Consider the following 19,746-nt stretch of genomic DNA (forward strand, 5'->3'; position numbering starts at 1 on the left):
GTATGGCAGCTATTTTTTTGTTCTCATTTTTCCACTATATCCATTTTAGCTATGAAGTTTTTAAAAGAATTTAAGGAATTTGCAATTAAAGGAAATGTATTTGATATGGCAATTGGGATCATTATTGGTTCAGCTTTTACTAAAGTAGTCAATTCAATTGTTTCAGATTTGATTATGCCTATTCTTAGCATTTTCGTTGGGAGAATAAATTTTAAAGATCTTAAGTATGTATTTAGAGCGGAAGAGTACGATAAGGAAGGTAATTTGCTTCATGCAGCTGTTTCCATTAATTATGGTAATTTAATTCAATCTTCTGTCGATTTTCTAATCATTGCCTTTTGCATTTATTTAGTAGTGAAGACATTTAATAAATTAAGGAAAAGGTCTGAAAATGAGGAAGACAATACTGTGGCAACACCTAAAAATATTGAGTTGTTAGCTGAAATAAGAGATCTTTTAAAAGAGAATAGAAAATAATCCTTTTGGTAAAGCATTTCCTTGTCATTACAATTATTGCTAAATTCAATGATCAAACATCATAACTATGGAAAGACGTAAATTTATTAGAAATGCAGGTATTGCATCTGCCTTAGCTTTTGTTTCTCCCTCTATTTTAGCTTCATGTAGTTCAAACGTACAGGGAGTAGCGGGTGAGGCTGGTCTACAAATCTATACTCTTAGGAAAAGTCTAGAAGAGGATTTCAAAGGGACTATTGAACGAGCTGCTAAAATAGGCTATAAAAATCTAGAATTATTTAATTATTCTAATGGGAAGTACTTTGGCAACAGTATAAAGGAAGTCAAGTCTATATTTAATAATTTAGGTGTGAAAGCTAAAAGTAGTCATGTATTAACGGGCTGGTCTATGCCAGATAATGTTGGGACAATGACAAATGACTGGGAACGAACTGTAGCAGATGCTGCTGAGCTAGGCCAATCATACATAGTATGCGCGTATTTATTTGATTCTGAACGAAAATCTATTGATGACTATAAAAATCTTTCCGATTTACTGAACTCCTGTGGAGAAACGGCTAAAGAATATGGATTGCAAATGGCGTATCATAATCATGATTTTGAATTCATGAAATTAGACGGTGAAATTCCATACGACCTTTTACTTTCTGAATGTGACCTTAATCTAGTTAAATTTGAATTAGACTTATACTGGACGGCAAGGGCAGGGGTAGACCCCATTCAATATTTTAAGGATAATGAGGGAAGGTTTCCACTTTGGCATGTAAAGGATATGGCAGCTGGAGAAGATCAGTTTTTCTCAGCTGTTGGAGAAGGTGTGATTGATTGGAAGAATATCTTTAATCATGCATCTACAGCTGGATTAAAGCAATTCTTTGTTGAACAAGATGATACGAAAAGTGGTAAACCTTTTGAAGAGATTACTAAAAGTTACGAATACTTAAAGGGAATTAAAAAGAGTTAGAAGTTAGAAGTGGGAAGTCAGAAGTTGGAGGTTCTTAGAGCTTCCAACTTCCGACTTTTACCTTACTTCAATTCTTTGATTTTGATATTTCTATACCAAACATTATCTCCATGATCTTGTAAAGCAATTAAACCTGAAGGAGCAATATTACCCCAGTTTTCGTTAATCTCAGCCCATTTACTGTTAGCGATTAAATCAGCCATTCTATCAGAACCGATTGTATATTGAACCACGGTGTCGCCATTTTGGATATGCACAATGTCATTACCTTTAGCAATTACTTCAGCTTTATTCCATGTGCCATGTCCTTTGAAGTTCTGCGGATCAGCAGGGATTAGGTCATATAATGAACCTGCCTGTCTGTTTCCATTCTTTCCTAATTTAGCATCAGGGTGATGAGCATTATCAAGTACTTGCATTTCTGGAGCTGTTTTCCAGATATAATCGAACTCTTCTTTCCCTCTATATAATATACCAGAGTTGGCAGCACTATCAACCATCCACTCAATACTTAAATGGAAATCGCCAAACTCTTTGTCATATACAATATCTCCACCATCTTTTGCTCCAGCTTCACCTCTTCCTGATCCTTGTATATGTAAAGCTTCATTTTCAATATTCCACGCAACTGGAAATGTTTCTTTTTTGTAACCTCTCCAACCTTCTGTTGATTTACCGTCAAATAATAACATCCAACCATCTGCTTTTTCTGCTTCCGTTAAAGTATTGTGCATTTCTTCTGCTGGTTGAGCTTCTGCTACTTCTTCAACCATCTCTTCTTTAGCTTCTGCATCTGAAGCTTCTTCTGAGTTTCCCTTTTTACTACTATCGCATGCGTAAATTGCCATCATGGCAACACAACCGATAAATATTGATTTTTTCATGTTTTTATATTTAAAAATTTAGAAAATATATGTGATTGTATTTATTTAATAGATTATAGTCATACCTCATATTTCAAATTAACTTAAATCAATAAAAATGAGATTTATGAGCTATGACTAACAATAATTTATTATATCAATAGCTCCAGCCCTCTCTATATGTTCTTTTGATATATTCTTTGGCTGCTTGCTTCGCATTCATGGTGTCATATTTCGTATCGAATCTTGGATCACCATCAACAACAGTAAAGCTATCTGTAGTTACTACTCTAATTTGTTCATCATCGCCAATGTTGGTGATTTCCATTTTCTCAGCATCCCAATCTAGCTTTCTTCTTAGATCTTGAAGTCTAACAGCAAGATTACCCGCAACCACTACTTCGTTTAATGGTCCTGCATAAGCAAAGTTAGAGCTACATTCAACTCTTGATTTCTTATCTTCTTTTGCTGCTCTTACCCAGTCCATTTCATGACCGCCTTCCATAGCTTTAGGAATTCTTCTTAATTCATTAGTAACGGGTGGTGGATTATCCTCTCTACCAATAATAAATGGATCCATAGCGTAAGTACCGCAGACTAAAGTTCCTTTAGTACCGTAGAAGATTGCACCGCCCCAACCTCTTTGGTCACCAGGGTACATACCTTCTTTCAAGCCTTCAGGTCTGTCAGGTTTTAGGCCTCCATCATACCATGTGAATTCTACTCCAGGCATATTGATTTTACCTTTCTTAGGTCTTTCTCCAAAATAATAGGTTACTTTTTCAGCCATTGGAGCACTTTCAGTATTTACCTGAGATGAACTTGCTTCAAAGGCATATGGGTAACCTAATTCTAAAGCTTTATAAACAGGATCCATAATATGACAAGCCATATCACCTAATGCACCAGTACCGAAGTCCCACCATGCTCGCCAGTTCCACGGAGTATAAGCTTCGTGATAAGGCCTATATTGTGCAGGTCCTATGAATAAGTCCCAATCCAGTGTTTTAGGAACGTCCATTTTCTCACCTGGTCTTTCTAAGCCTTGTGGCCATATAGGTCTATCTGTCCAAGCATCCACTTTTGTAACTTCTCCGATTTCTCCATTCCAAATCCATTCGCACACTTTACGCATGTCATCAGAAGAATTCCCTTGGTTACCCATTTGGGTAGCCACACCTGTTTCATCCGCTAATTCTCTTAATTTTCTTGACTCATAAACGGAATGAGTCAAAGGCTTTTGAAGATAAATATGTTTTCCAGCATTCATAGAATCTTTAGCTGAAACATAATGTGTATGGTCAGGAGTACTAATCATTACAGCATCAATATCCTTGTCCATTTCTTCTAACATTTTTCGATAATCCTTATATTTTTTTGCTTTAGGATAATCTTTAAATGTTCTATCAGCATATTTCCAATCCACATCTGCTAAAGCCACAATGTTTTGTGAATTCATGTGGCGTAAATTGGTACGGCCCATACCGCCCACACCAATTCCTGCAATATTTAGTTTATCGCTAGGTGCTGTATGACCTAAGCCTGCGATTACATTGCTTGGTACTATAGTTATACCTGCAGCAGCTAATCCCATATTCCTTAGGAATTTCCGTCTATTTAAGTGATTATCTTTATTTGAGTCGTCCATAATAAATAGTTTTATGAGTTTTTGATTGGAATGAAATTATGAAATCTCTCGAATAAAACATAAAATAATTTGGTAAAAGGTCGTGGCTGTATTGTAATAAGGAAGATAAGTGATTGATATACAGTATTTAATTTGTTTTTCTTGATAGTGTATTTTTTACACTTAGTGGTTTTAGTGGAGTAGAGGTATCACAATAAAAAAGCCTTTCTGCATTACTGCAAAAAGGCTTCATTTATTTGGGAAATTTTAGGTTTCGATCGATTATCTTCCTAATTCCATCTCAATGTCTGACCTTCGGTACCGACATGAATTGGTCATAGTTTTCAAATTCCAATCTTCCTAACTTCAAGTATTCCAACTTCCGTCTCCTATCTTCTTCTTCCTCCTGATCCAGCTTTAACTCTAGCACGGCCACCAGGTTTTCTGTCTCCACCTCTCTTCTTGAATCCACTTCCACCGCCACTGTGTCTTTTTCCTTCAGGTCGGTTTGATTTTCTCGGACCACCACCCGTTTTAGGCTCAGCCGCCACTTTTCTTCCATCGAATTCGCTGCCGTTTAATGCGTCTAAAATAGTTTGTTCATGCTGACTTTCTACTTCCATGAAAGTAAAGCTTCTTTGAACATCTATTTTTCCGAATTCAATTCCATTCGGAACACTTTGTAAACCATTTATCCAGCCTAAAAGCGTACCTGCATTTAAATTATCTTTCTGACCGATATTTAAGAAAAGCTTATTGAAATTGCCTTCTTTACGTCTTCTATCTCCTTTTTCGCTATCTCTACCTGGTTTTGCAGCTTGATTTAAGTCATTAGAATTTTTGTAATACTCTAAAACTTTATTGAATTCAACAGAAACAAATTTTTTGATTAAGTCTTCTCTGCTTAAATCTTCAAATTGAGCTGCAATATTTTCAATAAATGGCTCCATTTGCTTTTCATCAACTTCCGTTGACTTCACTTTATCAACAAACGACATTAATTGCTTTTCAATTACTGCCTCAGCAGCAGGAACATCAGCTTTAGTAAATGATTTACCTAATACTTTTTCAAGTTGCTTAATTTTATTGACATCTCTTGGACCAATGATAGCCATTGAAATACCTGCTTTTCCAGCTCTACCAGTTCTTCCACTTCTATGTGTATAGGTTTCTAAATCATCTGGAATATTATAATTGATAACATGGGTAATTTCATTAACATCTAATCCACGTGCTGCCACATCAGTAGCAACAAGCATTTGAAGATGTTTTTTTCTATAACGACCCATCACAGCATCACGCTGGGCTTGAGATAAATCACCATGTAAACAATCAGCATTATAGCCATCGGCTACTAATTGATCGGAAATCTCCTGGGTTTCTCTTTTGGTCCTACAGAAGATAATACCATAAATGTCTGGGTTGATATCAGCAATTCTCTTTAAGGCAAGGTATTTATCTTTTGCCTTTACGATATAATAGAAGTGGTCAACTTTATCAGCCCCTTGATTTCTTTTGCCAGAAGATATTTCTTCAGGATTAGACATATAATTATTTGAAATCCTTAATACCTCTTTTGACATTGTAGCAGAGAACAATAAGGTTTGTCTGCTTTCAGGAGTGTGAGAAAGAATGAAATCAAGATCATCTTTAAATCCCATGTTCAACATCTCATCAGCTTCATCCAACACTACCCACTCAATGTCTTCTAGCTTTAGTTTATTTCTTTTGATTAAATCAACAACTCTACCAGGTGTTCCGACAACTATTTGAGCGCCTCTGTTTAAGGCTTTAATTTGAGTTTCAATGCTTGCTCCACCATAAACTGGTAAAACATCTAATCTATTAGAGAATTTTGTATATGCATTAAAATCATTAGCGATTTGAATAGCTAATTCTCTAGTAGGACATAATACTAAAGATTGAGTCTTTTTAGAATTACTGTCGATTTGATTAATTACAGGTAATCCAAAAGCGGCTGTTTTACCAGACCCTGTTTGTGCTAAAGCAATTAGATCTTGCTTAGAGTTTAATAAATGAGGGATAGTTTTTTGCTGAATAGCAGTTGGTGTCTCAAAACCTATTTCTAAAATAGCTTTGAGAATTTCAGGCTTAAGGCCTAATTCTTCGAATGTTAGCATTTTAATGTTTAAAAATTAATACAATAGCAGGGATATGTTGTGACATGACTGCTAAGCAGCCTATTGCATTAAAGCGACTCTCGATTTTCCCCGGCTTAACCCAAGCCATATTTCGAACCTTTCGAGTAGCCTAGGATTGTAATGTGGTACAAAGGTACAAATAGTTTTTTGATTTATTGCAATTTACAATTAAGAAACCAAATTATATTCTGCGATTAAAGTTGTTATGAAATGCGTTAAAGTTTTTATGCTTTTAATTAATTTTGAATTTTTAAATAATTACTTAACCATTTAGATATTGAAATTTCTTAAAGTGATTTCTGTTGTATTAATCTTTAATCTATTAAATCATTTAGATTTATACAGTCAAGAAGTATTAAACATAAGTGGAAATTTAAACTATTATGCTCAAGCTGGAGTAGTATTTCAATTTGGCTCACATCAAAATAGGGTAGGGATATCAGTTTCTGTAAAAGGAGGAAGAGATTATGCTAATTTGGGACTTGAGTATAATGTTTTATATACACTTTCTGATTTTGGCTATTACGAAAAGACATTTCAACATATTTTAGGATTTAAAGTAACTACAGCAATTGACCGAAGAGATCATAGTTTTAGATCATTTCAGTATTCTCCTTTTAGTAGTAATTGTTTTTATGAATTTCATTATCAGTATAGATATTATTTTAATCATTGGAATACTGCTCAACCCACCGGTGAAATTGGTTTAAACTTCGGTCATTTTTACATTTATCATGAAAATGATTTATTAGCAGCTAAATCAGTTGATAAATTCCGTACTGCTGCAATGCGTTTAGGATATCAGGATTCTATTCAAAGTTTCGCAACATCTTTTACGTTCTGGACCGGTAATAAAGATAATCCTAAGACCAAAAGAATAAATGAATCGAAATTTTCAAGATATGGTTACTTTGACTTAAGCGATACACCATTTGGTAAATATTCTCATGGTGTTCTTGCCGTGGATTATATACGACAACTTCCATTGGCAAATCAAATTAGGTTTTCATTAGGTTATGATCATGAAAAAATAAGAAATGCAATTCAAAATAAATTTATGCATGATTTACCATTCTATCCTAAAAAATGGAATACTGCTAAAAGCAGACATATTCCAATGGTAGACCAAGAAGGAAATTCCTATCTCTATGAAGAAGGTCAGCAGTTAAGAGAAGGTCAATTTTATTTCAATATTGGATTGAATACTCCTGAATTCTACTAAATAAAAGTTAAAACATACCAGTCCTGTAAAATAGATTCTGATTCAGAATTAAGCTTCTTATTTTGCTTATCTTGTTTTTTATAAGCATAAACTTAAATAGAATAATTTATGAAAAAGATATTTTACTTATTGATTTTAGGTTTGTGGGCTTGTGAAGAAAAGCCCAAAACTACAATTGATACTTGGGTACCCTATGATGAAACAGCCATAATTGAGAAGAATGCTGATCATGAATCACGTTTTATGCGCTATAAATTGATTCAATCAAAAATTAGTGACAGAAATGACCTTTGGGCACAAATAGAACCTCAGATTAGCGATTTTTCTCTCAAAGATTATGAGAAATTAAAACCCATCATACTTGAGCAGGATATGATGAGCCTGCAAAATGCTATAGATGAAGGCAAATTAAGCTATAAACAGCTCACGCAATGGTATCTATATAGAATTGTAATTTTTGAAAATGATAGTTTAAGCACATTAAATAATATCATTTCCATTAATCCTACTGCAGTTCAAGAAGCGATAGCAAAAGATGAAAACAATTCAGAAGAGCATCATCCAATTTATGGTATGCCCATATTATTGAAGGATAATGTGAATTTTGCAGGTATTCCTACCACTGCTGGAGCTGCTGCTTTAAAAGATAATATGGCAGAAGATGCTTTTATAGTAGAAAGATTAGAAGCCTCTGGAGCTATTATTCTGGGTAAATCAAGCTTAAGTGAATGGGCTAACTTTTTATGTGATGGATGTCCTAATGGCTATAATGCTATTGGAGGTCAAACTCTAAATCCTTATGGAAGAGGAGAATTTGATACAGGAGGTTCAAGTTCGGGAAGTGGTTCATCTATTGCGGCTAATTATGCAGCAGGAGCTATTGGAACTGAAACTTCTGGTTCAATTTTATCTCCCTCTAGTTCAAATTCTATTGTAGGTTTAAAGCCAACAGTTGGCTTATTAAGTAGAGGAGGGATAGTTCCTATTTCTAGTACTTTGGACACACCTGGTCCTATGACAAGAAGCGTTATGGATAATGCTATTATGCTGTCTGCATTAACTGGTGAAGATTCAGAAGATCAAGTTACTGTTGGTAATTCGCCACAAAAAGAGTACTGGAAGTCCTTAAATGCTGATGCTCTGAAAGGGAAAAGATTAGCTGCTATGAAAGGATTCTTAGAAGATTCATTATACAAGATTCAAGTTGAGAAGTTAAAAGATATGGGAGCTATTATTGTAGAAGTTGAAGCCCCAGAAGTAAATTTATCAGGCTTTTTAACTTTATTGAATTTGGATATGAAGGCTGATTTACCCCATTATTTTGAAAATTATGCTGGTCCTTCTATTAACTTCACGTCAGTACAGGATGTAATGGATTTTAATATGGAAGATTCAGCAAAACGTATTCCTTATGGACAAGCCAGATTTGAAGGAATAGTGACTGACTCTACCACTGCTTCAGAGTTTGATACCTTAAAAACTCGATTGATGAGCGAAGGAAGAAGGTATTTTGAAACGATGATGAGTGAAAATGATCTTGATGCTATTTTATCCATCAATAATTGGACAGCAGGTTATGCTGCTGTAGCACATTATCCTGCATTAACAGTACCTATGGGCTACGAGGAAAATGGGCAACCTAAAGGATTGACATTTATAGCAGAACCATTTTCAGAGCAGAAATTATTAGAATATGCTTATGCATTTGAAAAGGCAACTCAAGCTAGAAAAACACCTACAGAGTATAAGTAAAACCTGATTAATCTCAATATTATCTTTAATACAAAAAGGGGTGATGAAACTTAATTCATTACCCCTTTTTTGTTTAGTAATCTAGATGCTAGATTATATTATTAACAATACTCTTCGAATACTTGAACCAAATGATTTCCAATCATTTCAGCAGTTCTACCTTCGATGTGGTGTCTCTCCACAAAGTGTACCAACTCACCATCTTTAAATAAAGCAATTGATGGAGATGATGGTGGGTATGGAGCAGTTAATTCTCTTGCTTTAGCAACCGCTTCCTGATCAACACCAGCAAATACAGTTGTTAAATTATCAGGTTTTTTAGGGCTTTGTTGTACTGCCCACTTAACACCTGGTCTTGCTGCACCTGCTGCACAACCACATACTGAGTTTATAACCATTAAAGAAGTTCCTTTATGATCTTTAAGGTGTTCCACTACCTGGTCAGCTGTTTTGAATTCTTCAAAACCAACTTCCGTTAAATCTGCACGCATTGGTGCTACTAATTCTTCAGGATACATATATTATGAATTTATTATTTTAAATATTAGATTATTCTACTTTTTATTAATTACATAAAGCCTAATTCAAGCTTTGCAGCTTCACTCATCATTTCTTGAGTATAAGGTGGATCGAAAGTTAATTCAACCTTTACATCACTGATTCCTTCAATGGCTCTCACTTTCATTTCGACTTCGCTAGGGATATCCTCTGCTGCTGGGCAAGAAGGAGAGGTTAAAGTCATTAAAATGTATACATTATTAACTGGGTATACATTCACCTCATATATTAATCCTAATTCGTAAATGTCCACTGGAATTTCAGGGTCATAAACTGATTTTAAAGCCTCTAGAACCTTATCTCTTAAATTAGGTATTTCCGATTTCTTTTCGAATTTTGTTTCTTCAGCCATAATGCTATTGTTTAAGCTTCATTTTCTAATTTGGTTTTATACGCTAGTGCAAACATTTTGATTTGCTTAATCATAGCTAAAAAACCATTAGACCTTTGCGTACCAATAAACCTATTCATACCAATTTTATTAACAAAATATAAATCAGCATTTAAAATATCATCTATTGCACTATTGTTTAATATAGACACTAATAAACTTACCAATCCTTTAGTAATCGCTGTATTACTATCGGCTTGAAAGCTAAGATTACCATCATTTTCTTCAGCGGTTAACCAAACTTTTGATTGACAACCTTTTACAATATTATCTTCCGTTTTTATTTCTTCAGGCATTTCAGGAAGCTTTTCGCCTAGCTCCATTAAATAACCTATCATCATTTCCATATCTCCATCTAACATGGAGAATTTTTCAATGATGTCGTCTTGTCTCGTATTAATTGATTGATCAGACATTGAATATAATTTAGCTAAATTTTGCTACTATATCTTTTAAAGAATCTACAAAAAAATCTATTTCATCTATCGTATTGTAAACAGAAAAGGAAGCTCTAATTGTTCCATCAATTCCGAAATGCTCCATTAAGGGTTGCGTACAATGATGACCTGTTCTGACTGCAATCCCCTTAGCATCTAACATAAGACCTGCATCATAAGGGTGTACATTATCGATAGTGAATGAAACAACGCTTACTTTATCATCAGCTGTTCCATAAAAGTTAATGCCTGGTATTTCGGATAATCTTTCATGAGCGTGGGCTGTTAATGCCTTTTCATGTGCCATGATATTATCTTTTCCAATATTATTGATGTATTCTGCAGCTTTTTTTAGTGCTACTACATCTGCAATATTAGGTGTGCCAGCTTCAAACTTATATGGAATATCATTATAAGTAGTTTTTTCAAATGATACATTATTGATCATTTCACCACCACCTTGATAAGGATTCATTTCTTCTAAAATAGCTCTTTTACCATATAGAATCCCGCAACCTGTTGGCCCATACATTTTATGGCCAGAAGTAGCATAAAAATCACAATCCAAATCCTGAACATCAACTATACAATGAGAGGAGGCTTGAGCCCCATCTACAAGCATTACTGCATCATGATCATGGGCTATTTTTGCAATCTCTTTAACAGGATTAACAGTTCCCAATGAATTGGAAGCGTAAACTACTGATACAATTTTGGTATTCTTATTAACAGTAGCTTTTACATCATCTAGTGATATTTCACCCTTCTTATTAACAGGTATAATTTTTAATACAGCTCCTTTTTCTTCAGCTATCATCTGCCATGGAACAATATTAGAATGGTGTTCCATAGCCGTAATCACTATTTCATCACCTTTCTCTAAAAATTTTCTACCATAGGCGTTAGCTACTAGATTAATGCTATCTGTAGTTCCTTTTGTAAAAATTACTTCTTCAACTTCATTTGCATTAATAAACTTTTGAAATACTTTTCGAGTATCTTCAAAAGCAGTAGTTGCCTTTTCAGCTAAAGTATGTAATCCTCTATGTATGTTAGCATTATATGAACTATAGTATTCAGATAATGCTTCTATAACCGATTTGGGTTTTTGTGTGGTAGCTGCATTGTCAAAATAGATAAGAGGTTTCCCATTTACCTTTTGATCAAGGATTGGGAAATCTTTTCTAATACTATTTATATCAATATTGGAAGCTAAAGCTACACTCATAAAATATATTTAATGATTTAATTTATTGATTACAGCCTTTCATGAATTTTGTTCTCCATTAGCGTTCTAAATGCTTCTATTTTAATATTGCTTAATACATCAGATGCAAAAGCATTTAAAAGTATGGATTTAGCAGTTTTTTTATCAATACCTCTTGCTCTTAGGTAAAATAATTGATCAGCATCTAACTGGCCAACTGTACAACCATGAGAACATTGAACATCATCTGCCCAAATTTCTAATTGAGGCTTAGTATCAACCTCAGCATCATCCGATAAAACTACATTTCTATTAGATTGAAAAGCATTTGTTTTCTGTGCATCCTGACGAACAAAGATTTTACCATTAAATACACCTCTAGATTTGCCGTCTAAGATACCTTTGTACATCTCATTGCTTTCACAATTAGGTACTTTATGGTCTACTACTGTGTGATTATCTACATGTGTGTTTCCATCTAGTAGATACAAACCATACATATTCGTTTCAGAATGCTCTTTATGTACAGCTATGTTAAGATTGTTACGTAACATAGCACCATTCAAACTTAGAGTAACACCATTAAAAACTGATTTGCCTAATTGGTGTACCATAGTTGTACCAACTTGAATCGCTTTATCCGATTCGTTTTGATATTTGTAATAGTCAAATATTGCATCATCTTCAACCACAATTTCAGTTACTGCATTTGTAAAACTAGCGTGCTCACCTAATGTAATGTAAGATTCTATAACAGATGCCTGACTATTCTTTTCAGCTATAACTAAATTTCTAGGTTGACTTACTATATCAGCATTTTTCGCATCGTTGAAATAATAACATGCAATTGACTTTTCAGCCACTACGCTTTTATCAATTTTTACAAATACTCCGCCATTTGTAAAAGCTGTATTTAAATCTGTAAAATTATCAGCCCCTTCGATTTCGTGCTTGTTGAAGTGTTTTTCAAAATCTTCAGCATAATCATCGGCTGCAATTTTTATTGGCTGAATATGAACTCCTTTTGGAAGAGAGCTAAAGTCATCTGACAGATTAGCATCTAAAACACCGTTTACAAATACTAAACGGATAGCATCCAATTCAGGAATAAAATATTTAGAAGCCTCATCGATGCTTAATGAAAAAGCACCATCTGACATGTTGTCTAAACTAAAAAGTCTACCAAATGTCTTAGCTATATTACTGTATTTATATTCTTCATCTTTTGCATGGGGAAAACCTGCTGTTTTGAATTTATCAATGGCAGTTTTTCTTTCGGCATGTAAAGGCTTTTTACTTTCTCCGTTTAAAGAATTTTCAAAAGCTTGAAATTGCTCGATGAAAAATTTATCTATATCTTCTTTAATCAATTTACTCATATGTATTGCTGATTAAAATTATGCAACGCCTGCTTCTTCTTTGATCCAATCGTATCCTTTTTCTTCTAATTGAAGAGCTAATTCCTTTCCACCAGTTTTAACAATTTTTCCGTTGAAAAGAACGTGTACGAAATCTGGAACGATATAATCTAATAATCTCTGATAGTGAGTAACCACTATGGTAGCGTTGTCATCACTTTTAAGCTTATTTACACCATTTGCTACAATTCTTAGCGCATCAATATCTAAACCAGAATCAGTTTCATCTAGAATAGATAGGGTAGGCTCAAGCATCGCCATTTGGAAAATTTCATTTCTTTTTTTCTCACCACCTGAGAAACCTTCATTTAGTGAACGGCTTAATAATGATTGGTCGATTTCAACCAACTTCATTTTTTCTTTCATTAAGCTAAGGAATGATACAGCATCTAATGGCTCTAATCCTTTATGTTCACGAATCTTGTTTAAAGCTGTTTTCATGAAGTTTGTAGTGGTTACTCCAGGAATTTCAATTGGATATTGAAATGCTAAAAATACGCCTTCCTGCGCTCTTTCATCAGCTTCTAATTCAAGCAAATCTTTACCATTGAAAGAAATTTCACCTGAGTCTACTTCATAATCCTCTCTGCCAGCTAAAACAGAAGCTAAAGTACTTTTACCAGAACCATTGGGTCCCATGATAGCATGTACTTCACCTGGTTTAACTTCTAAGTTAATTCCTTTTAGTATTTCTTTACCTTCTATTGAGGCGTGTAAATTTTTAATCGATAACATATCTACTTATTTCAAAAAATAATAATATTCTAGTGTTTGAATAAAGGTCTATTATCCTACAGATCCTTCTAAAGTTAAGGCTAATAATTTTTGAGCCTCTACAGCAAATTCCATTGGAAGGTTATTTAAAACCTCTTTACAATAACCATTTACGATTAAGGCAACTGCACTTTCTTCGTCAATACCTCTTTGCTGACAATAGAAAATTTGATCTTCTCCAATTTTAGAAGTGGTAGCTTCATGTTCTATTTGAGAAGATTTATTCTTAACCTCAATGTAAGGGAAAGTGTGTGCTCCACATCTATCACCCATTAATAAAGAGTCACATTGAGAAAAGTTTCTCGAATTCTCGGCTCTTTTATGAATTTCCACTAAACCTCTGTAGGAATTTTGGCTTTTACCTCCAGAAACACCTTTAGAAACAATTCTACTTTTAGTATTTTTACCTAAGTGAATCATTTTAGTACCAGTATCTGCTTGTTGCATATTATTAGTAACAGCAACAGAATAGAATTCACCTTGTGAATAATCTCCTTTGAGTATACAACTAGGGTATTTCCAAGTTACAGCAGAACCAGTTTCAACTTGTGTCCATGAAATCTTTGCATAATCTCCGGCACAGATACCTCTTTTGGTAACAAAATTATAAATACCGCCTTTACCTTCTTTATTACCTGGATACCAGTTTTGTACCGTTGAGTACTTTACTTCTGCATTTTTAGCTGCATATATTTCAACTACAGCAGCGTGTAATTGATTTTCATCACGCATAGGAGCAGTACATCCTTCCAGATAACTTACATATGAATCATCTTCAGCAACAATTAAAGTTCTTTCAAATTGTCCTGTATTTGCTGCATTGATTCTGAAATAAGTTGAAAGCTCTACTGGACATCTTACACCTTTTGGAATGTAACAGAATGAACCGTCAGAGAATACAGCAGAATTTAAAGCTGCATAGAAATTATCATTAGAAGGTACAACAGAACCAAGATATTTTTTAACTAACTCAGGATGTTCTTTAACAGCCTCGCTAAATGAACAGAAAATAATTCCTAATTCAGCTAGTTGCTTTTTAAAGGTAGTACCCACAGAAACGGAATCCATTACTGCATCTACCGCTACACCTGTTAATCTTTTTTGCTCTGTCAAAGAAATTCCTAAACGCTCAAAAGTTTTCCTTAATTCAGGATCCACTTCATCTAAGCTTTTAGGTTTATCTTTCTGCTTAGGAGCAGAATAATAAATAATATCTTCAAAATTTGGTTTTGGATAATGAACGTTGGCCCAACTAGGCTCTGTCATTTTTCTCCAATTTCTATAAGCTTTCAACCTCCATTCAAGAAGCCATTCTGGTTCTTCTTTTTTTGCAGATATAAAACGTACAATATCTTCGTTTAAACCGGGAGGTGCCGAGTCAGCTTCAATATCAACTGTCCAGCCATGCTCGTATTCTTTAGAAGCAAATTCTTCCAGTATTTGATCGTCCTTACTCATATATGGATTATTTAGACTAATTTCAATTTAGGTACAAAGCTAACATATTTTATGTGCTAATGTTATCAAAAACCTATATTTTTTAAACACAGAATTATCAATAAAAACTATTGCGCAATAGGTAAAGCTTATAATACATACAGCTACATGTATTTTGACGAAATATTGGACTAAATGTTATTAGAGAATGTTTTTCAATAGATTTTCCAGTAATAATACAGAAGAAGCGGTTATCTGTAAAAGTCTGATTTACAGTAAATATTGAAATATTAGATTCATATGTATGAATGTTGTTTAAAATAGCTCTATGGAAGAAGAATATTTTTTATTAATTTCCAATCCGAAAATTTAAAAATTGAATTAAATATACGACTATGAGCGACTTTCCATGGTACAATCACTATCCAAAAGGAGTACCAAAAGAGATAAACCCAGATCAATACAAAAACCTACCTGAATTATTTGAAGAAGTTTTTCAAAAGCATGGCGATAATGAAGCCTATGAGAATATGGGTAAGGTTTTAAAATATTCTGAAGTAGATGAGCTTTCAAATAACTTTGCTGCTTATTTACAAAATGAGGCAGGGTTAAAAAAAGGAGATAGAATAGCAATCCAAATGCCTAACTGTTTGCAGTACCCTATTGCCATGATAGGAGCATTAAAAGCTGGATTAATTGTAGTAGGTACCAATCCATTATATACCTCCCGAGAAATGGCTCATCAGTTTAAGGATTCAGGGGCTAAAGCTATCGTTATTGTAGCCAACTTTGCTAGCAATCTTGAAAAGATTTTAGCAGAAACTGAAATCAAAACGGTAATCGTGACTCAATTAGGGGATATGCTGGGTGGTCTGAAAGGTGGTATAGTAAATTTTGTAGTAAAGAATGTTAAAAAGATGGTTCCTAGCTACAATTTACCGTCTGCTATAAAATTTAAGGACGTTTTGAAAAAGGGTAAAAATTATACTTTTAAAAAGCCTGAAATTGATTCTTCTGATCTTGCATTTTTGCAATATACCGGAGGTACCACAGGAGTAAGTAAAGGTGCTCAATTATCACATAGAAATCTTGTGGCTCACACTATGCAGACTAAAGAATGGTTTAAACCATTATTTACAGATGGTTTGCAAGAACAAATGATTACAGCTTTACCATTATACCATATATTTGCATTAGCTGTAAATGGTATTTTAATGTTCAGTATTGGGGCTAAAAGTATTTTAATCACCAATCCTCGGGACATGCCTGCTTTCATTAAAGAATTGAAAAAGCATCCATTTACCTTAATGACCGGTGTTAATACTCTATTTAATGGTTTATTAAATCAGCCAAATATTAATGAAGTAGATTTTTCTCATCTAAAAGGTTCTATTGGAGGCGGTATGGCTGTTCAAAGAGCTGTTGCTGAAAAGTGGAAGAAACTAACAGGTGGTCCTTTAGTAGAAGGATACGGATTGAGTGAAACTTCACCTGTATTGAGTGTTAATCCATTGGATGGTACTGAAAGAATTGGTACGATTGGAATTCCTACCCCAAGTACTAATATGAAAATATTAGATGATGAAGGCAATGAAGTTGCAGTTGGTGAACCAGGAGAAATTTGTGGTAAAGGACCACAGGTAATGTCAGGTTATTGGAATAAACCAGAATTAAATGATACCACTTTCTTTAATGGTGATTGGTTTAGAACTGGTGATGTTGGAGTAAGGGATGAGGATGGGTTCTTCAAAATTGTGGATAGAAAGAAAGATATGATTAATGTATCTGGTTTCAACGTGTATCCAAATGAAATTGAAGATGTAATTGCAGGAATGGATAAAGTTCTTGAAGTAGCTGTAATTGGTATTCCTGATGAAAAATCAACGGAAGTGGTAAAAGCCTTCGTTGTGAAAAAGGATGATAGCTTAACTGAAGAAGAGGTAATTGCGTATTGCAAAGAAAACCTAACTGCCTATAAGTGTCCAAAATCAGTATCTTTTGAAACAGAATTACCTAAATCAAATGTGGGTAAGATCATCAGAAGACACTTAAGAGATAATTAAAACATTTAAATCTTATTAATATTGAAAAGAGGTTGTCTAAAAAGTAAAATTTTAAGACAACCTCTTTTTTGTTGATTATGGGAAAGGCGGAAGGCAGACTTATGCTTTTAATTATTTTTGTGGTTGAAATATATGTCGTAGATACTCTAATATGTAGAAAATAAAAAAGCTCGGTTCTACCGAGCTTTAATTCATATTATAATTTTACTATTGATTATAAGTTCTCCAACCACCAGTCAGTCATCATTCTAAAAAGATGTGGTCTTGCGCCATCTTCACCTATTCCATGTGTTCTGTCAGGATAATAGAATAGATCAAATTGTTTTCCAGCTTCTAACAAAGCATCTTGATAAACTACTGTATGCTGAACATGCACATTATCATCACCAGTACCATGAATCACCAAATAAGGATCTTCTAATTTTTCAACCTTACTTAATGGTGAATTATCATCATAACCATTAGGGTTATTCTGAGGAGTATCCATATATCTTTCAGTGTAAATAGTATCATAATATCTCCAATTAGATACCATCGCTACTGAAACTGCTGCATTATAAATATCAGCCCCGTCTAAAATTACATTTCCAGCCATATAGCCACCGTATGACCATCCCCAAATTCCAACTCTTTCAGAATCTATATAATCAAGACTAGCTAAATATTTTCCAGCTTCAATCATATCTTTCGTTTCATACTTACCTAATTGGCGGTATGTAATTTTTTTGAAAGCTTCACCTCTTCCACCAGTTCCTCTAGGATCGATAACGGCAATAACATATCCTTTCTGAGTCATCATTTGATGCCAATTGAAATGGCTTCCACTCCATCCATTTTGAACTTGCTGACTACCAGGTCCGCTATATTGGTATACAATGACAGGATACTCCTTAGAAGCATCAAAATTAGCTGGTTTTAAGAAATAGCCATTTAATTCTACATCTTCTGAAGTTTTGAAAGTGAAATATTCTTTCTCAACAAAGCCAAACTCTTCAGTGATTGCTTTATAGTTTTTATTGTCTTTTAGGGTTACTAATTTTTTATTGCCTTTCGTTTGGTGTAGGCTTACTTGATTTGGTGTAGTTGGATTGCTGTAGTATTTCAAGTAATACTCAAAATCATTACTCATATTAATACGAGTAACACCCATTTTCTCACCTAACAATTGCTTTTTCTTTCCATTCATTTTGATAGAATAAAAAGATCTGTCTAATGGTGAATTTTCCGTACTGATATAATAGATGGTGCTATTACCTTGATCAATACCGACTATACTTACTACTTCCCAATCTCCCTCAGTAATTTGTCTAACTAATTTACCATCTAATGTATAAAGATAAAGATGCTTAAAACCATCCATTTCACTTGAATGAATAAAGTATTTCCCATCATTGGTATAGGTTAAATCATCACAATAATTTAAGGCTACATAGGTTTCAGATTCCTCTTTAAGAACAACTTTACTTTCTCCTGTGCTGGCATTTGCATGAAGTATTTCAAGAATGTTCTGTCTTCTGTTCATTCTGATAATGCTTAAGAGATTTGAATTTTTAGTCCATTGTACTCGCGGTATATATTGATCTTTTTCTTCACCAATATCCATTTTCACACTCTCTTCAGAAGCCAAATCATAAACTGAAATCCAAACATAAGAATTATCTTCTCCCGCTTTAGGGTATTTATAAACATAATTTTCAGGATATAATTGACCATCATTCCATTTTTGAAGCGTATATTCTCTAACATGGCTTTCATCCATAGTGTAATAAGCTAATTTTTTACCATCTGGTGACCAATAGAAAGTTTTGGTAATGTAAAATTCCTCTTCATAAACCCAGTCAGAACCACCGTTTATGATTTCATTGATTTTTCCATCTGATGTAACTTGTGTGGTTTCTTCACTTTCTAAATCAAAAATGTAAATATTGTTCTCAAACACATAAGCTACTTTAGAAGCGTCAGGCGAAAAGGTAGCATACATCTGTGGGTTTTCTGAAAGAGGGGTTAAGCTCTCATCCTCCAAATTATACACATAATATTGAGCAGTAAATGATCTTCTGTAGATATAATTTACTTCAGTAGCTAATAATAACTTTTGTTCATCCACACTAAATGTATAACTTCTAATATTTAATGCAGGCTCTAGCTCATTTCCGTCTACTAAAGTTTCTACCACTTCACCATTTTCAACATCAATTTTTTGAACTTTATTATCCTCTAAAGCAGAATAATATTTCCCATCGTTCATCCAGTTAACATTGTAAACCGACTCTTGTCTGAAAGTGCCTTTTTCATAGATGTCGGATACAGTGATATTTTTTTGAGCAAGCGCTAAACCTGAACTTAAAACAAATATTAGTACTAATAATTTTTTCATAATCATTGAATTGATTT

At 33.9% G+C, this 19,746-nt stretch carries 16 protein-coding genes; 5 read left to right on the top strand and 11 right to left on the bottom strand.

The window, feature by feature from the left end; genetic code table 11:
- The first annotated feature begins 51 nt into the window (after positions 1–51).
- Positions 52–477 (top strand): large-conductance mechanosensitive channel protein MscL, encoded by a 426-nt coding sequence (gene mscL / locus QYS48_RS13445; protein ID WP_308356360.1) that lies wholly within the window; start codon positions 52–54, stop codon positions 475–477.
- Positions 478–544: 67 nt separating this feature from the next.
- The gene (locus tag QYS48_RS13450) at positions 545–1,441 is read left to right on the top strand and encodes a sugar phosphate isomerase/epimerase (RefSeq protein ID WP_308356361.1); all 897 of its coding nucleotides are present in this window, start codon (positions 545–547) and stop codon (positions 1,439–1,441) included.
- A gap of 62 nt (positions 1,442–1,503) precedes the next feature.
- Here QYS48_RS13450 and QYS48_RS13455 read toward each other — a convergent pair whose 3' ends face one another.
- The 3 genes from QYS48_RS13455 to QYS48_RS13465 form a co-directional block, all read right to left on the bottom strand.
- Positions 1,504–2,325: a DUF1080 domain-containing protein gene (locus QYS48_RS13455; protein ID WP_302124393.1), complete on the bottom strand. Its 822-nt coding sequence runs from the start codon at positions 2,323–2,325 to the stop codon at positions 1,504–1,506.
- A 136-nt stretch (positions 2,326–2,461) separates the two neighbouring features.
- A complete protein-coding gene (locus QYS48_RS13460) occupies positions 2,462–3,952 on the bottom strand; it encodes a Gfo/Idh/MocA family oxidoreductase (RefSeq protein WP_308356362.1) in 1,491 nt (496 codons plus the stop codon).
- Positions 3,953–4,320: 368 nt separating this feature from the next.
- The gene (locus QYS48_RS13465) at positions 4,321–6,072 is read right to left on the bottom strand and encodes a DEAD/DEAH box helicase (RefSeq protein ID WP_308356363.1); all 1,752 of its coding nucleotides are present in this window, start codon (positions 6,070–6,072) and stop codon (positions 4,321–4,323) included.
- Positions 6,073–6,370: 298 nt separating this feature from the next.
- On the opposite strand from QYS48_RS13465, the gene QYS48_RS13470 reads away from it, so the two are divergent.
- A complete protein-coding gene (locus tag QYS48_RS13470) occupies positions 6,371–7,315 on the top strand; it encodes a polymorphic toxin type 23 domain-containing protein (protein WP_308356364.1) in 945 nt (314 codons plus the stop codon).
- 108 nt (positions 7,316–7,423) lie between these two features.
- Complete coding sequence (locus QYS48_RS13475) at positions 7,424–9,067, top strand: amidase family protein (RefSeq protein WP_308356365.1); 1,644 nt, start codon at positions 7,424–7,426, stop codon at positions 9,065–9,067.
- A gap of 101 nt (positions 9,068–9,168) precedes the next feature.
- On the opposite strand, the gene QYS48_RS13480 is transcribed toward QYS48_RS13475, so the two are convergent.
- The 7 genes from QYS48_RS13480 to sufB are packed head-to-tail and all read right to left on the bottom strand — an operon-like array spanning position 9,169 to position 15,310.
- Positions 9,169–9,585, bottom strand: coding sequence for a BrxA/BrxB family bacilliredoxin (locus tag QYS48_RS13480; RefSeq protein ID WP_308356366.1), 417 nt, complete (start codon positions 9,583–9,585; stop codon positions 9,169–9,171).
- A gap of 50 nt (positions 9,586–9,635) precedes the next feature.
- Entirely contained in the window at positions 9,636–9,977 is a 342-nt protein-coding gene (locus tag QYS48_RS13485) for an SUF system Fe-S cluster assembly protein (RefSeq protein WP_308356367.1), read from the bottom strand.
- A gap of 11 nt (positions 9,978–9,988) precedes the next feature.
- On the bottom strand, positions 9,989–10,432 hold the full coding sequence (locus QYS48_RS13490) for a SufE family protein (protein WP_308356368.1): 444 nt from the start codon (positions 10,430–10,432) through the stop codon (positions 9,989–9,991).
- A gap of 10 nt (positions 10,433–10,442) precedes the next feature.
- Positions 10,443–11,681: a cysteine desulfurase gene (locus QYS48_RS13495; RefSeq protein WP_308356369.1), complete on the bottom strand. Its 1,239-nt coding sequence runs from the start codon at positions 11,679–11,681 to the stop codon at positions 10,443–10,445.
- Between the two features lie 29 nt (positions 11,682–11,710).
- On the bottom strand, positions 11,711–13,039 hold the full coding sequence (gene sufD / locus QYS48_RS13500; protein WP_308356370.1) for a Fe-S cluster assembly protein SufD: 1,329 nt from the start codon (positions 13,037–13,039) through the stop codon (positions 11,711–11,713).
- A gap of 18 nt (positions 13,040–13,057) precedes the next feature.
- Positions 13,058–13,813, bottom strand: a complete 756-nt coding sequence (sufC, locus tag QYS48_RS13505; protein ID WP_308356371.1) for a Fe-S cluster assembly ATPase SufC — start codon at positions 13,811–13,813, stop codon at positions 13,058–13,060.
- 51 nt (positions 13,814–13,864) lie between these two features.
- Positions 13,865–15,310 (bottom strand): Fe-S cluster assembly protein SufB, encoded by a 1,446-nt coding sequence (gene sufB / locus QYS48_RS13510; protein ID WP_308356372.1) that lies wholly within the window; start codon positions 15,308–15,310, stop codon positions 13,865–13,867.
- 374 nt (positions 15,311–15,684) lie between these two features.
- Between sufB and QYS48_RS13515 the strand changes: the two genes are divergently transcribed.
- Positions 15,685–17,352 (top strand): AMP-binding protein, encoded by a 1,668-nt coding sequence (locus QYS48_RS13515; RefSeq protein WP_308356373.1) that lies wholly within the window; start codon positions 15,685–15,687, stop codon positions 17,350–17,352.
- A gap of 214 nt (positions 17,353–17,566) precedes the next feature.
- Here QYS48_RS13515 and QYS48_RS13520 read toward each other — a convergent pair whose 3' ends face one another.
- Positions 17,567–19,729: a S9 family peptidase gene (locus QYS48_RS13520; protein ID WP_308356374.1), complete on the bottom strand. Its 2,163-nt coding sequence runs from the start codon at positions 19,727–19,729 to the stop codon at positions 17,567–17,569.
- Between the last annotated feature and the right edge of the window lie 17 nt (positions 19,730–19,746).

This window comes from Marivirga arenosa, assembly GCF_030503895.2.
GTDB lineage: Bacteria > Bacteroidota > Bacteroidia > Cytophagales > Cyclobacteriaceae > Marivirga > Marivirga arenosa.